Origin of the sequence: Haloarcula sp. CBA1122, from assembly GCF_009741785.1 — an archaeon.
In the GTDB taxonomy this organism is placed as follows: Archaea; Halobacteriota; Halobacteria; order Halobacteriales; family Haloarculaceae; genus Haloarcula; species Haloarcula hispanica.
The window spans coordinates 1-13870 of the sequence record NZ_WPCB01000066.1 but is presented as its reverse complement, the minus strand read 5'-3'; the positions used below and the strand labels follow the sequence as shown (position 1 = coordinate 13870).

The 13870-nt window shown below is 65.0% G+C and carries 14 protein-coding genes and 2 pseudogenes; 9 read left to right on the top strand and 7 right to left on the bottom strand.

What is annotated here, in order from left to right; translation table 11 throughout:
* Positions 1-202, top strand: a pseudogene (locus tag GJ630_RS17765) (hypothetical protein); the annotation flags it as partial.
* 15 nt (positions 203-217) lie between these two features.
* On the opposite strand, the gene GJ630_RS17760 reads toward GJ630_RS17765, so the two are convergent.
* The 4 genes from GJ630_RS17760 to GJ630_RS17745 form a co-directional block, all read right to left on the bottom strand.
* Complete coding sequence (locus GJ630_RS17760) at positions 218-514, bottom strand: hypothetical protein (RefSeq protein ID WP_129755850.1); 297 nt, start codon at positions 512-514, stop codon at positions 218-220.
* Positions 515-575: 61 nt separating this feature from the next.
* Positions 576-1451, bottom strand: a complete 876-nt coding sequence (locus GJ630_RS17755; protein WP_191450578.1) for an MBL fold metallo-hydrolase — start codon at positions 1449-1451, stop codon at positions 576-578.
* A 44-nt stretch (positions 1452-1495) separates the two neighbouring features.
* Positions 1496-1768: a hypothetical protein gene (locus tag GJ630_RS17750; RefSeq protein ID WP_014039123.1), complete on the bottom strand. Its 273-nt coding sequence runs from the start codon at positions 1766-1768 to the stop codon at positions 1496-1498.
* Between the two features lie 84 nt (positions 1769-1852).
* On the bottom strand, positions 1853-3202 hold the full coding sequence (locus GJ630_RS17745) for an ATP-binding protein (protein ID WP_064287094.1): 1350 nt from the start codon (positions 3200-3202) through the stop codon (positions 1853-1855).
* Positions 3203-3320: 118 nt separating this feature from the next.
* Between GJ630_RS17745 and GJ630_RS17740 the strand changes: the two are divergent.
* From GJ630_RS17740 to GJ630_RS17730, 3 genes and pseudogenes are all read left to right on the top strand, one after another.
* Positions 3321-4921: pseudogene (locus tag GJ630_RS17740) on the top strand (DUF1508 domain-containing protein).
* An 87-nt stretch (positions 4922-5008) separates the two neighbouring features.
* Complete coding sequence (locus tag GJ630_RS17735) at positions 5009-5479, top strand: pyridoxamine 5'-phosphate oxidase family protein (protein ID WP_014039121.1); 471 nt, start codon at positions 5009-5011, stop codon at positions 5477-5479.
* Between the two features lie 109 nt (positions 5480-5588).
* Entirely contained in the window at positions 5589-6722 is a 1134-nt protein-coding gene (locus tag GJ630_RS17730; protein WP_023843054.1) for a thiolase family protein, read from the top strand.
* Between the two features lie 111 nt (positions 6723-6833).
* Here GJ630_RS17730 and GJ630_RS17725 read toward each other — a convergent pair whose 3' ends face one another.
* Positions 6834-7301 carry an NUDIX domain-containing protein gene (locus GJ630_RS17725; protein WP_014039119.1) on the bottom strand — a complete coding sequence of 156 codons (468 nt, stop codon included), beginning with the start codon at positions 7299-7301 and terminating at the stop codon, positions 6834-6836.
* A 246-nt stretch (positions 7302-7547) separates the two neighbouring features.
* Between GJ630_RS17725 and GJ630_RS19695 the strand changes: the two genes are divergently transcribed.
* Together GJ630_RS19695 and GJ630_RS17720 are read left to right on the top strand one after the other, a co-directional pair.
* Complete coding sequence (locus GJ630_RS19695) at positions 7548-7694, top strand: hypothetical protein (protein ID WP_008307084.1); 147 nt, start codon at positions 7548-7550, stop codon at positions 7692-7694.
* A 90-nt stretch (positions 7695-7784) separates the two neighbouring features.
* Positions 7785-8237, top strand: coding sequence for a PaaI family thioesterase (locus GJ630_RS17720; RefSeq protein ID WP_050037338.1), 453 nt, complete (start codon positions 7785-7787; stop codon positions 8235-8237).
* Here the strand turns inward: GJ630_RS17720 and GJ630_RS17715 are convergent.
* Positions 8234-10138, bottom strand: coding sequence for a cation:proton antiporter (locus GJ630_RS17715; protein ID WP_129755847.1), 1905 nt, complete (start codon positions 10136-10138; stop codon positions 8234-8236). The genes GJ630_RS17720 and GJ630_RS17715 overlap by 4 nt on opposite strands.
* 110 nt (positions 10139-10248) lie before the next feature.
* Entirely contained in the window at positions 10249-11157 is a 909-nt protein-coding gene (locus tag GJ630_RS17710; RefSeq protein WP_191450576.1) for an MBL fold metallo-hydrolase, read from the bottom strand.
* 107 nt (positions 11158-11264) lie between these two features.
* Between GJ630_RS17710 and GJ630_RS17705 the strand changes: the two genes are divergently transcribed.
* The 3 genes from GJ630_RS17705 to GJ630_RS17695 form a co-directional block, all read left to right on the top strand.
* Positions 11265-11708, top strand: coding sequence for a universal stress protein (locus GJ630_RS17705; RefSeq protein WP_014039115.1), 444 nt, complete (start codon positions 11265-11267; stop codon positions 11706-11708).
* Between the two features lie 85 nt (positions 11709-11793).
* The gene (gene serS / locus GJ630_RS17700) at positions 11794-13176 is read left to right on the top strand and encodes a serine--tRNA ligase (RefSeq protein ID WP_014039114.1); all 1383 of its coding nucleotides are present in this window, start codon (positions 11794-11796) and stop codon (positions 13174-13176) included.
* Between the two features lie 111 nt (positions 13177-13287).
* Positions 13288-13870, top strand: a 583-nt coding sequence (locus tag GJ630_RS17695; protein WP_191450574.1) for a class I SAM-dependent methyltransferase, incomplete at its 3' end; no start/stop codon positions are given.

Genomic DNA, 13870 nt, shown 5'->3' with positions numbered 1-13870 from the left:
AGCGGACGGGATTCCGTACTGGTCAGAGTGGAAGGGCGCGCTGTCCGCGAGAGCGACGAATGCGGCCCGGGACTGCGGGGGCTATGATGCGGCCGACCCGCCGGCCGTCAACGGCGAGTCGCTCCGGGCCGAGCGGACGCCGTGGCGGGCGGATCCCGACGGGCGTAGGCGTCGCCAGTCGGGACTGGATCGGTTCGGCTAAGAAAAGTCCTCAACGCTACCGGTCGTCGTCGCTTGACGGCGCGTTATCGGGAGGGACGCCACCGTCGCCGGCTGTCGGACGGCCGTGCTGTTCGTAGTTGTCTTCTGTCACTTCGGGGGCCTCAGTTGCGACCTGCGCCGCGTGTTTCGTTCTGGCCTGATAGTTTGCCGCGGCCGCGATACCAATACAGGCCACCAGTCCCACCACCAGCACCCAGTCGATACCACCCACGAGGCCCTGCTGGGCGGCGGTTGCGAGGACACCGCCGGCCAGCGACAGCCCACCGACCTCCGCGATGCCGCGCCTGTCCATATAGCGGCATTATCCGCCAGTACCTATAAGCTACGCCCTGTTTCACGGAGCCGAACGGCCATTAGAGCGTGAACCGCTCGCCGTCGAGACCGATGTCATCGGCGAAGGCCCTGTCCGCGGGGACGTAATGTGCGGTGTGGACGATGCGGTAGTCGTCGGCCTCGATGTCGGTGGCGAAGTCCCGCGCGCCGGGCAAGGTCATGTGTTTCGTGCCGAACGTCCGCGGGACGCCATCCTCGTCGTGGTGCGTCCCGCCTTTCGGGTGGTACTCGCAGGCTTCCGGATGGACGATACCCTCGACGAGCGCGAGGTCGGCCCCGGTCAGCACTGATTTCGAGCGGTCGGGCACGTCGTAGCAGGTGTCGCCGGAAATCGACAGCACCGCGCCGGTCTGTGGTTCCTCGATTCGCAGGCCGTAGCACAGCAGTGGCGGGTGCGTGACCGGGACGAGCGTCACCTCGAAGCCGGCGACGATGAACGGCTCGAACGGCGTCTGTGCGTGGACAGACATCGTATCGAGGTAGTCATAGCGGCTCCGGACGCCCTCTGCGACACTCTCACCCGTGACCGGGTCTGTCTCGTCGGCGGCGTGGACCGGCAGCTCGTCGAACAGGCGATAGGCGTTCCCGAGACCGTCGAGATGGTCGAAGTGGACGTGCGTGACGATAGCCGCGTCCGGCAGCGGGACCCCTTCGCGGAGGAACTGGTGGCGGAAATCGGGGCTCAGATCGATGAGTAGCGACTCCCCGGTTTCGTCGTTCGCCACGGCCACGGAGAACCGCGACCGCTCGACGCCGCCCGTTGGGTCGATGCCGCGCTCGCGGACGCGAGCCCGGAGTTCCTCGTCGGGGTCGCGCGCCCGTTCACAGGTGTCACAGTCGCACTGGACAGTCGGCGTCCCCGTCGTGTCGCCGGTCCCAAGCAGCGTGACCTCCATTACTGTCCCTTCAGGGAGCGACTCGCCTAAGCCCCTCGCTTTCGTTACTCGCCAGCGAGGTCCGACGGGTCGACGTCCTGTCGCTCCAGCGTCGCCGCCAGCAGGGACTGGGCGCGCTCGTCGGAAAGGTCGTCGAACAGGCAGTCGAGGAACCCTTCGAGCAGTGCCGGTCGGATACGTAGGTCGACGTACTCGACTTGCTTTTCAGCGATAACTACGTCTACATCCCACTCGCCTTCATCGGGGTCAGTCATGCGAACGTCGACCCACGATTCCGCGGGGTCGTCTGTCTCGGTGAACACGTCATCGTCAGCCATGGCTACAGGGAATGGTTCCTGCACTGATAAGTAGATCGCTCATAACGACGGCCAGAGCCGGCGCTCGAACGGGTGATCCGCCGCTCAGTGGTCGTGATCGTGGTCGTGGTCGCTGCCACCGTCGCCGGAGAAGCCGCCGCTCCCGGCGACCAGCGCGTCGGCGTCGCCGTCCATCATGTCCATGTTCTTGAGGTTGTCCCGCTCCTCGAAGTCGATGATGGCGTCTTCAAGGTCCTGCTGGGTCAGCGTGGTCCGCTCCTCGGTCAGGGCGTTGAGGACGGCCTCACGGAGCACGAGCCGGAGGTCGCTCCCGGTCAGTCCCTCGGTTAGCTCCGCCAGCGTCTCGGGGTCGAAGTCGTCGATCTCCATCTGCTGGGTGACGATACGGAGGATATCCGCGCGCATCCCGTGGTCCGGCTTGGGGAAGTTCACGATCTCGTCGAAGCGCCGCCAGGCGGCGGCGTCGAGCTGGTCCGGGTGGTTCGTCGCGCCGATGAGCAGCACCTCGTCCTGAATCAAGGATATCTCGTCGATGCTCTTGAGCAGGGTGTTGACGGCGCGCTTGATGGCGGCGTGTTCGTCGGAGGACCGGGTCTTGGCGACGAAGTCGAACTCGTCCATGAAGAGGATACACGGCGAGAGCCGCTTGGCGACCTCGAACACCTTCTCGACGTTCTTGGCCGTCTCGCCGAGGTACTGGCTGGTAATCATCGACAGCTTCACTTCGACGAACGGGAGGTCGAGGTCGTGGGCCAGCGCCCGGGCGACGCTGGTCTTGCCGGTCCCCGGCGGGCCGACGAAGAGCAGTTTCCCGATTTCTCGCAGGCCGATGCGGGCGAGGTAGTCGCGGTGCTCGATAGCCTTGACGATTTTCTGGATCTCGTCTTCCTGGTCGGTGGTCAACACCAGGTCGGCCAGGGTCATCTCCACCTCTTCGGGGGCGCGAACGTCCACGAGGTCCAGCATCTCCTCGTCGTCCTCGTCGTCGGTGTCGAACGCCTCCTCCAGTTTGGCGTCGATGAACGCGCGGTCGGCGCGCGACGGTCGGTTCTGCTCGCGGGCCCGCTCGTAGTCAGCGCCTTCGACCTGGTCCTCGAAGGCTTTCGCCAGGACCGGATTGTCTTCGAGGTCCGCGGCATCGACCCGTTCGAGGAACCACTCCTCGGCGAGGTCGCGGTCCGTCATGGAGATGCTCCCCGAGAAGTCGTCGCGGTCGGTGAACATCAGGCCGGAGATGGCCGCCCAGGGCCGCTCGACGCCGGTGGCCTCGCTCGCGGTCGTGTTGGTGACCGACAGCGGCCGTTCGATCTCGCCGTCGCTCCAGAAGACGGACCGGTACGAGGCCGGCAGGTCGTCCGGTTCGAGGTCCCGCCGCTCGCTGTAGATAGTGGCCGTCAGCAAAAACTCAACGACATCCAGTTCCGGATTGCTCATTCCCACTGATGTTACCACGCAACCGGTATAAGTCACTCGAAGCCCCGGTGACCGACACCAGGGTAATATACCCCCTCTGTGTACTCCCAACGTGGCAACTGATAACACATTAATCAGCGTGTATCGGAACCGCATCGGCGAGCCGACGACCGACGACGAGCCTACGGCTACTGGCTGTTCGTCATCGGCATCGTGCTCGGTATCGTCGGCCTCCTTCTGTTTTACCTGACAGCATCGCGGAGTACGCCCCGGCAGTTCGGCTATCTGCTGGGAGCTATCGGGCTCATACTGCTGTTTGCGGGACCGACAATCAGACTGCCGCTGACACGGCGTGGGCTGATACTCACATATCTCGGCGCGGTGGTCGGGCTGGTCGCGATGGTGTGGTTCACCACGTTCTACCCATCGAACTGGACCGGCCCCGAGGGGAACCCGGCGGTGACGCTGTACATCGTCGGCCTCGGACTGATGGCGGTCGGCGCGGTTGTCTCCCCGCTGCTGACCGGGCGGAAGGAAGCATACGACGAGGCCGTGCGGACGGCACAGGAAGCGACGGAGTCCGCCAAACGGTCCTCAGATGAAGCAGAGCGAGCGTCCAAGGAGACCGAGCAGGCCTCTCAGACGGCCAGCGAGCAGTCTCAAATCGCTGAGCAGGCGGCCCGCGAGCGCGACACGCTGGCCGAGAAGTTGGCGACCAGCGAGGCCGCCCGCGAGGAGATGGCGACGGTCACAGAAGCTACCGAGGCGGAACTCGCCGCGGCCCACGGCACCATCGCGGCTGCGATGGACAGCAAGGCGACGTTCGAACTGTTCGAGGACTCGGCGGGCAAGTACCGCTGGCGGCTCCGCCACCGGAACTCCAATATCATCGCCGACAGCGCACAGGGCTATTCGTCGCGCCAGAAGGCGATGCAGGGGCTCCGCAGCGTCCAGTCCAACGCCGCCGGCGGAGCCGTCGTCTTCTTCGAGGACGCGACCGAGGACGACACCGCCGAGGACGTGCCGGTCGTGCCGGCTCCCGAAAGCGACGCGACGTTCGAATCGTTCGAGGATTCGGCCGGGGAGTTCCGCTGGCGCTTGCGCCACGACAACGGCAACATCCTTGCCGACAGCGGCGAGGGGTACGCCTCGAAGTCGAACGTTCGACGGGCGCTGGAGAGCATCCGCGCGTACGTCCCCGGTGCGGCCTATCTCAAGATCGACCCCGTGGCGTACGAGGTGTACGCCGACGCCGCCGGGGAGTTCCGCTGGCGCTTGCTCCACCGCAACGGCAACATTCTCGCCGACAGCGGCGAGGGGTACAGTTCCCGGTCGAACGCCCGGCGGGCGGCCCGCCGCGTCGGCGAACTCGCGCCCGACTCCGAGGTCGACGACGGCTTCGAGGTGTATCAGGACAACGCCGAGGAGTGGCGCTGGCGGTTGCGTGCGGCCAACGGCGAACTCGTCGCCGACTCCGGCGAGGGGTACGCAAATCGGTCGAAAGCCATGGATGCCGTCGAGCGGGTCCAGTCCTACGCCGCCGACGCCGACCTGCTGGAGATCGGGAGCGCGGCCTTCGAGGTGTACGAGGACAGAGGCGAGGAGTGGCGCTGGCGACTCCGCCACCGCAACGGCGAAATCATCGCTGACTCCGGCGAGGGGTACGCCGAGCGCAACAAAGCCGTCGCCGCCATCGAGCGAATCAAGCGCCACGCCCCCGGTGCAACACAGGAAGGGTAGCGGCGACCGAGACGCCCGGGCGGGCAATTCTCCGTAGCGAAGAATAGCCGAATTAATTAAACAGGTTTCAGTTGAAGTTACACCTATATGACAATAGATACCCTCGAAGCGGCCGGACTCACGCGCATGGACGACAGCAACATCGCGGCGTTTCTGTCGAACCAGCGGGTCGGCGTGCTGGGCCTGCCGACCGGGAACGGACCGTACATGATTCCCCTGTCGTTCGGGTACGACGGTGACCGGTCGCTGTATTTCACCTTCATCGGTGGGTCGGCAAGTCGTAAACAACAGTTGACCGAGGCGGCAGCGGACGCGGCCGTGCTCGTGTACAAGGTCGAATCGATGTTCCACTGGGAGAGCGTCCTGCTGCAGGGCGGCATCGAGGCCGTCCCCGAGTCCGAGTGGGACGAACTCGCAGACGTGCTCGATACGGCGTGGCGGCCGGAACTGCTCGAGGACGCTATCGAGGACGGCGACATCGCAGTCTATCGGTTCCACATCGACGAGAAGGAGGGGCTCAGACACGCCGGTCTGCCGCCGGCGTTCGAACAGGAGTGAGCCCACTGTCCGACTGTTTCGGGGAGCGGTTGGCCCGGTCGGAGACAACGGTTCCCCCACTGTGTAGAGTTTGTCAGGTTTTAACACAGGCCGAGACGTTCCGTTGTCCATGCCCACACCTGTCATCGTGGATGCAGTCAGAACGCCACAGGGAAAGGAGGACGGCGCACTCGCCGGCGTCCGGAGCGAAGACCTCTCGGTGCCGCTCATCAATCAGTTGCTCGCGTCGACCGGCGTCGAGGCCGAGGACGTTGACGACCTGCTGTGGGGCTGTGCCCAGCAGCGCGGGGAACAGGGCAACAACATGGCTCGCGTCATCGCGCTGTTGTCGGACCTCGGCGAGAGCGTCCCCGCATCGACCATCAACCGCTGGTGTGCGTCTTCCGCCGAAGCGCTGATGCGGGCCGCCGACGCCATCGCGGCCGGCCAGCGCGACGTGCTCATCGCCGGCGGCGTCGAGTCGATGTCCCGCGTGCAGATGGACGAGAACACCCACAACGTCCATCCGCGACTGGCCGAGCACTACAATATCGGCGAGCTTCAGATGGGAATGACCGCCGAGAAGGTCGCCAGCGAGATGGAGGTCGCCCGACAGGAACAGGACGAGTACGCGCTCCGGAGCCACCAGCGCGCCGCCGACGCGACGGAGTCCGGTCGCTTCGACGACGAAATCGTCCCAATCGATACCGAGGACGGCCAGCTCGAAGCAGACGAGGGTATCCGCCCGGACACCACGCTCGAAAAGCTGTCCCAGCTACCGACAGTGTTCAAGTCGGACGGGTCAGTCACACCCGGCAACGCCTCGCAGGTTTCCGACGGCGCGGCGGGGCTGATGGTCACGTCGCGCGAGTTCGCAGAAGACCGCGGGCTCGACATCCTGGCGGAGATCGGTTCCCACGAAGTCGCCGGCGTCGACCCGACCGTGATGGGTATCGGCCCGGTCCCCGCTGTCCGGAAACTCACCGAGCGCACCGACCGTGAGACGGACGACTACGACCTGGTGGAACTCAACGAGGCCTTCGCCTCCCAGTGCCTGTACTGCCAGCGCGAACTCGGCTTCGACGACGACATCTACAACGTCAACGGCGGCGCAATCGCCATCGGCCACCCGCTCGGGGCCTCCGGCGCGCGCCTTCCGGTGACGCTCGTCCACGAGATGAACCGCCGCGACGCGGAGCTCGGCCTGGCGACGGAGTGTGTCGGCTTCGGCCAGGGTGCGGCAATCGAGTTCCGACTGCCCTGACTGGGTGCTATCGGCGCAGTTTCGGGATTTTACCGCAGTACGTCGTTTTCGAGTGCGTTATTTGCGAACGTCGAGGCGCTCGCGCGAGCGAGAGTCGAGAGAAGACAGTCGCTAATCGGCAGCCACGTCGCCGGCTGTCGCCGCCTCGGCGGGACTCGTCAGTGAGTGGATGTAGTCGTCGAGGTCGAGCGCGAAGGTGGCGTCGGTCGGGAGATCGACCCACGAGAATTCGAACTCCGCGCCGCGCTCCTCGCCCGTGCCGGTGACAGTGTGCACCCAGTGATCACGGGACTCGTGGACGGGAAGGTGGTAGAACGACCGCACGTACCGCTTCGGGGGTGATTCACGACGCGTCCAGACGTCGGTGGCGATGTGTTGCAGGCGCTCGAAGGAGGCGAGACCGCTCTCCTCGACGGCTTCCCGTTGTACGGCGACCCGCGGTTTTTCGCCCGGTTCGACGGTTCCCTTCGGTATCTGTAGCCCGTCGTGGCCCGGTCCGTCGAACACCAGGAGTTCCGATCCGTTTCTGGTGATGTAGGCGCAGGCCTTCTTCACGTACGTCGCCCGCTGTGGTTGCATACTATCCGGTAGCGACAGCAGACATATAGTACTACCCACATATCTGCCTAAAATCATATTAGGACACCGGATGGCTGAGAAGAGGAGTGAGCGGGCGCAGTACGCCGGTAGCGGCGCACCACAGTACACTGACGCCGTCATTCTCGGTAGCGGATACGCACTGTGATGGTGGCAGTTCCGGGTAGTGAGTGTTAATTTTAATCTAGATTGCGAGGATTAAAGTTGTGTCAACCATGAGGACTGTGTATGGACGGTCACATCACACCTGAGGAGTGGGAGCGAATCGAAGCGTTCGCACAGAAACCGAGCTACCTGCGTCGCCCGGAGCATCTACTCCCCGAAGAAGCCACGGAGGACGAAGAGAGCGTGGACGGAGCGGTCGCGGGCGACTGACAGGAAGCCGTGTTCTGTAGAACCGACCACACCTGACCCGTTGTTGTTCGTTCTCGGAGACTTATCAGACTCGGTTCCCTGGAGGTAGCCATGAGTCTCCAATCGATGTTCAACGACATCCCGTTTGTCAAGCAGTTAGGGATGGAAATAACTGCCGTCGAGGACGGCTATGCGGCAGGCGAACTCCCGTTGGAGGACGGTCACTCCTCGAACCCCGAATCGATAATCGCACACGGCGGCGTCACGTACTCGCTCGTCGATACCGTCGGCGGGGCGGCCGTCGTCTCGCAATCCGGCACCGTCTCGCCGACGGTCGACATGCGGATCGATTACCTCGCGCCCGCAACCGCCGATTTGCGGACTGAGGCGGAGGTGATCCGGAGCGGCGGGAGCGTCTCCGTCGTCGACGCAGAAGTGTACGACACCGATGGCCATCACATCGCGAGCGCTCGCGGCACGTACAAGACGGACGGCGACCGCGGCGAGTCGCCGTGGACAGAAGGCGTCGACGAGTCAGACGTTACACGGCTTACCGACGACTAGTCGCCACTGACCATTTTCATCCCGTCGCGGACGGACTCCCGACGGCCCAGCAGCGTCACCATGTCGCCCTCTTCGAGGACGTAGTCGGCCGTGGGTACTTCGGCATTCTCGTGGAGCTCACCGCTGACGAGCGCGACCAGGCAGGCGTCGGGCAGCATCGGCCCGACCTCACTGATCGGCTTGCCGATGAGGTCCGGGTTCTTGACTTCGACTTCCTGGACATCCCCGCTGCGACCGATGTCGGTCATCCAGTGGGCGATGGCCGGGCGCTCGATCTGGTTGTCGATGGCCCAGGCCGTCGCCATCGCCGAGGAGATGGTCCGAACGCCGAGGTCCTCGAAGGCCTCGACGTTGTCCGGGTTGTTCGCGCGGGCGATGACCCGGTCGACGCCGAACTTCGAACTCGCAAGCTGTGACACCAGCAGGTTCGCGTCGTCGTCGCCGGTCGCCGCGACGACGGTCTTGGCGTTGTCCGCACCGGCCGACCGCAACATATCGGTGTCGGTGCCATCGCCGATCTCGACGGCGTACCCCTCGTTGCGGGCTCGTTCGACGCTCTCTTCTTCCTGCTCGATGATGACGACGTTCTCGCCCCGGTCTTCGAGGCGTGCGGCGAGCGCTCGGCCCACCTGTCCGCCGCCGACGATGATGACTCGCATTGGTATCACATCCAGTTTTTCCGCGATGAATCGCGCCAGTCCGCCCTCAAACAGGGCGGTCGCAAAGATGACAAGGAAGACGGTGCCCAGCAAGATATCCGCCTGCGTCCCCAGTAGTTCGGCCTGTGCCCCGGTGACCTCCTCGGCCGCGGCGTTCAGTTCAACGGCAAACAGCGTGGCGACAGATGCCGGAATAATACCGCGCGGGCCGACGAAGCTGACGAACAGTTTCTCGTTGGTCGTAAACCGGTCACCGACGGCCGAGACGAACACCAGCAACGGCCGGATGACCAGCGCGACGGCGAGAACGACGATAATGCCAGACAGTCCGACGTCGATGAGCGACGCGAGCTCCAACTGGGCCGCCAGCGCGATGAACACGAACGACAGCACCAGCAGCGTGATGTCGCCTTTGAACTCCTCGATGTCTTCCTCGTAGGGGTGGTCGACGTTCCCGAGCGCCATCCCCGCTGTCGCGGCGGCGGCGACGCCGGCCTCGGTCGCTATCGTGTTCGCACCCGCGTAGGCGATGAGCGCCCCGGCGAGCACGAGCAGTCGGGAGTTCCGCGGCGCGTCACCGGGCGAGAGGTCGACGTACTGGAGGAGGTAGTACACTACGCCAGCGACGAGGAGACCAACGAGTAGCCCCGTCCCCAATCGAAGCGCGAACGCCCGCAACAGCCCCTCGCTCGACGCCGCCGGATTGACCGTCTCGAAGATGACGACGGCGATGATCGCCGCGGTCACGTCGTTGACGATCCCCTCCGTCTCCAGCGCGGCCGCGACGCGGTCCCGAACCGGAACGACGTTGAGGATCGGCGTGATGACCGTCGGCCCGGTTGCGACCAGCAGCGCACCGATCAGGAACGCGAGGTTCCAGGAGACGGCCGCGGAGTTGAACGCGAACTTGACGGCGATAGCGGTACCCACCAGTGCGATAGCCGCACCGACGGTAACGAGTCTGAACGTCGCAGCCGGGGCTTCACGCAGACGGTCGAACCGGAGGTGGTAGGCCCCCTCGAAGACGATGATTGCGACCGCTAAGCCGACGATGGCGGACAGCGCCCCGCCGAAGGTGCCGTCACCGATGATGCCCAGTCCGGGCTGGCCGATGATGACACCGACCAGTAAATAGAAGATGATACTGGGCACCCGCAGGCGCGCGGCGAGGACCTGTGCAAGGACGCCAAGTCCGATGATGCCGGCGACAAGCGGAATCAGTATCCCCGAACTACCAGCCACAGTTGGCCTCCATCTGTCCAGCCTAACGTATCGGCCTCGTATAAACGCACTCACTCAACGGCACACGAAGGCTCTATCGGGAGCCCAGTCCACGGCCGATGTGACGCTGGCTATTCTTCGCGGTTGTCGAGAGCCACGAGGACGCCGCGGACGTTCAGCCGCATCTCGGCGCGGCCCTTGCGCTCGCCCCAGGTATCGGTGTCGGCCCGTTTGACGAAGTAGTCGATGACCGCCTCGTCGTCGCCGAGTTCCTCGCGCTTGCGCTCGACTTCGGCAACCCACTCGGGCAGGATCTCGGCGTAGGTCTCCAGTTTGTCGCCGGTTTCGGCCGGGCCGTAGTGGCCGAACATGAGGATGTCCGGGTCGAGGTCCTGTAACATCGCCACGTCGTCGAGGGCCCCCTCCAGCGTGAAGTTGACCGGCGGCGTCGTGACGTGCATCTCGTCGGTCGCCGGCGTGTAGATACCGGCGGCGTCGGCGGTGAACACACCGTCGACGACGGGGTCGTAGAAGACGACCTGGTGTGGGGCATGGCCCGGCGCGTGCATGACGTCCAGCGAGTGATCGCCCAGGTCGATCACGTCGCCGTCGGTTAGCGTCTCGATTCGGTCCTCGGGGACCGGAATCGGCTTGCCGTAGTACTCGATCTGGTCGCCGACGGCGTGTTTGGTCCCCTCCCAGAGCCGCTGGGGGTCGACGAGGTGTCGCTTCCCGGACTCGTGGACGTACACCGTCGCGTTCGGACAGTCCTCGACGAGGTAGCCGGCCCCGCCGGCGTGGTCCAGATGGACGTGCGTCGCCGCGATGACCTCCAGATCCTCGGGCGCGATACCGACTGACTCCATCGCTGAAAGGATGTTCTCGTGGCGCGCGCCGATGCCGGTGTCGACCAGCGCCGGCCGCTCGGCGTCGATGATGTAAACGGAGCCGTACTCGGCTACGTCGTACATCCCGGTGTCGACGTAGTGGACGTCTGTGCAGTCCCCGACCGTCACCTCGTAAACGTCACCGATTCCCATACACTTCCTCGTGACCGGCGGGGGCAAAACCGTTGTGCTGTGGCCGTCTTGACAACCGATAGTCAGGAAGGGTAAAGCCATTTACCCGGAATCAGAAACACCACTGTATGTACGACGCCGTACTCGTTCCGACCGACGGCTCCGAGGGGTCCGTAACTGCGGCCGAACACGCTATCGACCTCGCACAGCGCCACGATGCGAGTCTGCACGCGCTGCACGTCCTCGAAACCGAACAGGTAGTCGAACAGATTCCCGATTTCGAGGACAGCAGCATCTTCGACCGCCTCGCTGACGCCGGCCAGCAGGCCGTCGACGACCTGCGCGCGCAGGCCGAAGACGCCGGCATCGACACCGTGACCACAGCGGTCGAACAGGGCGTCCCCCACGAGGAAGTCGTAGACTACGTCGAGCGCAACGACATCGACGTCGTCGTGATGGCGACGGAGGGGCGGACCGGGCCGTCCAAGGAACTCATCGGCAGCGTCACCGAGTCGGTCGTTCGGGCCTCGCCGGTGCCGGTACTGGCGGTCAAGGTCGGCGGCGAAACGTAACGGAGGAGACGCACAAGTCGACAGTCGGGGGCAGCCCCACCGCGGGACCGACACGCCTAATTTCTGCCGCCGAGAACCGTCGTCCATGTTATCGAGACAGTTCGTCCGGGAGCACCCCGAGACGGTCCGTGACGCTATCGAGCGGAAGGGCGTCACGGACGTAGACCTCGACGAAATCCTCGAAATCGACGAGGAGTGGCGGGAACTGAAGGCCGAAGGCGACGGCCTCCGGCAAGAACGCAACGAAGTGTCGAGCAAGATTGGCCAGCTGAAACAGGACGGCAAAGACGAGGAGGCACAGGAGGCCATCGACCGCTCGCAGGAACTCAAAGACGAACTGCAGGAGGTCGAGGAGCGCGCCGACGAACTGGAGTCCCGGTTGGAAAAAGCCCTGCTGGAACTGCCGAACGTCCCCCACGAGTCGGTCCCGACCGGGGAGGGCGAGGCCGATAACGTCGAGCGCTACCGCGAGGGGTTCGACGACCTCCGGGACCTGCCCGACGAAGTAATTCCTCACTACGACCTCGGCGAGGACCTCGACCTGCTCGACTTCGAGCGCGGCGCGAAGGTGTCCGGCGGCGGCTACCAGTTCGTCAAGGGCGAGGGGGCACGTCTGGAACACGCCCTCATCCAGTTCATGCTGGACGTCCACCGCGAACAGGAGTACGTCGACGTGCTTCCGCCGATTCCCGTCAACTCCGATTCGATGGAAGGGACCGGCCAGCTTCCGAAGTTCGACGAGGACGCCTACCGCGTCGGCGCGCGCCAGGACGACGACTACGACAGCGACGACCTGTGGCTCCTGCCGACGGCGGAGGTGCCGGTCACCAACATGTACCGCGACGAGATCCTGCTGGACGACGACCTGCCGGTCAAACACCAGGCGTTCTCGCCGAACTTCCGCCGCGAGGCCGGCGAACACGGGACAGAAACGCGAGGCTACGTCCGCGTCCACCAGTTCCACAAGGTCGAACTCGTCAACTTCGTCCGGCCGGAGAACAGCTACGACCGACTGGAGAGCCTACTGGACGAGGCCGCCGAGGTACTGGACCGTCTCGAACTTCCCTACCGCGTGCTTGACATGTGCACCGGCGACATGGGCTTTACACAGGCCAAGAAGTACGACATCGAGGTGTGGGCCCCCGGCGACGACATGGCGGACGGCCCCGACCGCGGCGGCCGCTGGCTCGAAGTCTCCTCGGTGTCGAACTTCGAGGACTTCCAGGCGCGCCGCGCCGGCCTTCGCTACCGTCCCGAACGGCACGAATCCGCCGACTACCTCCACACGCTGAATGGCTCTGGTCTGGCAGTCCCGCGTGTCCTCGTCGCCATCATGGAGTACTACCAGAACGACGACGGCACCATTACCGTTCCCGAACCCCTCCGCCCGTACATGGGCGGCCAGGAAGTTATCGAGGGCTCCGAGAAAATCGGCGAGAGCGCCGTCGGAGCCGGCGAGAAAGAGTAGGCCGCCGCGGTCCGTTGCGCTCGGCCGGTGTCCCGCTTTCCCGTATGCGGTGCGTTACACGACACCATATTTTAATGCACTATTACATTCGTTCGTCAGCACCGCCGAAGTATGCCGGACGACGCTTTCGGGCAGATGGTACTGGACTTCCACCGCGACGACCTCGCCGAGCGGCCCCGCTATCGCCGCGACGACGGCGATTTGACCGAGGCGCATCTTGCGGGCTACTTCGAGCCGCCGTCCGAGTGGCATCCCATCGAACAGCGTCTGCTCTCGGACGTTACTGGACGGGTCCTCGACGCCGGCTGTGGCGTCGGCCGGCACGCGCTCGCGCTGCAGGAGCGCGGCCACAGCGTGCTGGCGGTCGACCGGAGTCCGGGGGCTGTCGCGGTCGCCAGCGAGCGCGGCGTCACGGATGCAGTGGTCGGCGACCTCCGGCGGCCGCCGGGCAATGGGTTCGATACTGTCGTTGCCCTGGGCAAACAACTCGGCCTCGGCAGTTCGCTGGCCGACCTCCGGGCGACGCTCAGCGAACTGGCGGCGGTGACACGGCCCGGTGGCCGTCTCGTCGCCGACGTGGACACGCTCGACCGGGCAGACCCGGAGACTGGCGCAGCCCACCTCGCCCAGCCCGGTGTCGCCTACCGCACCTTCCGCATCGAGTACGACAGGCTGGCCGGCCGTGGACCGACCT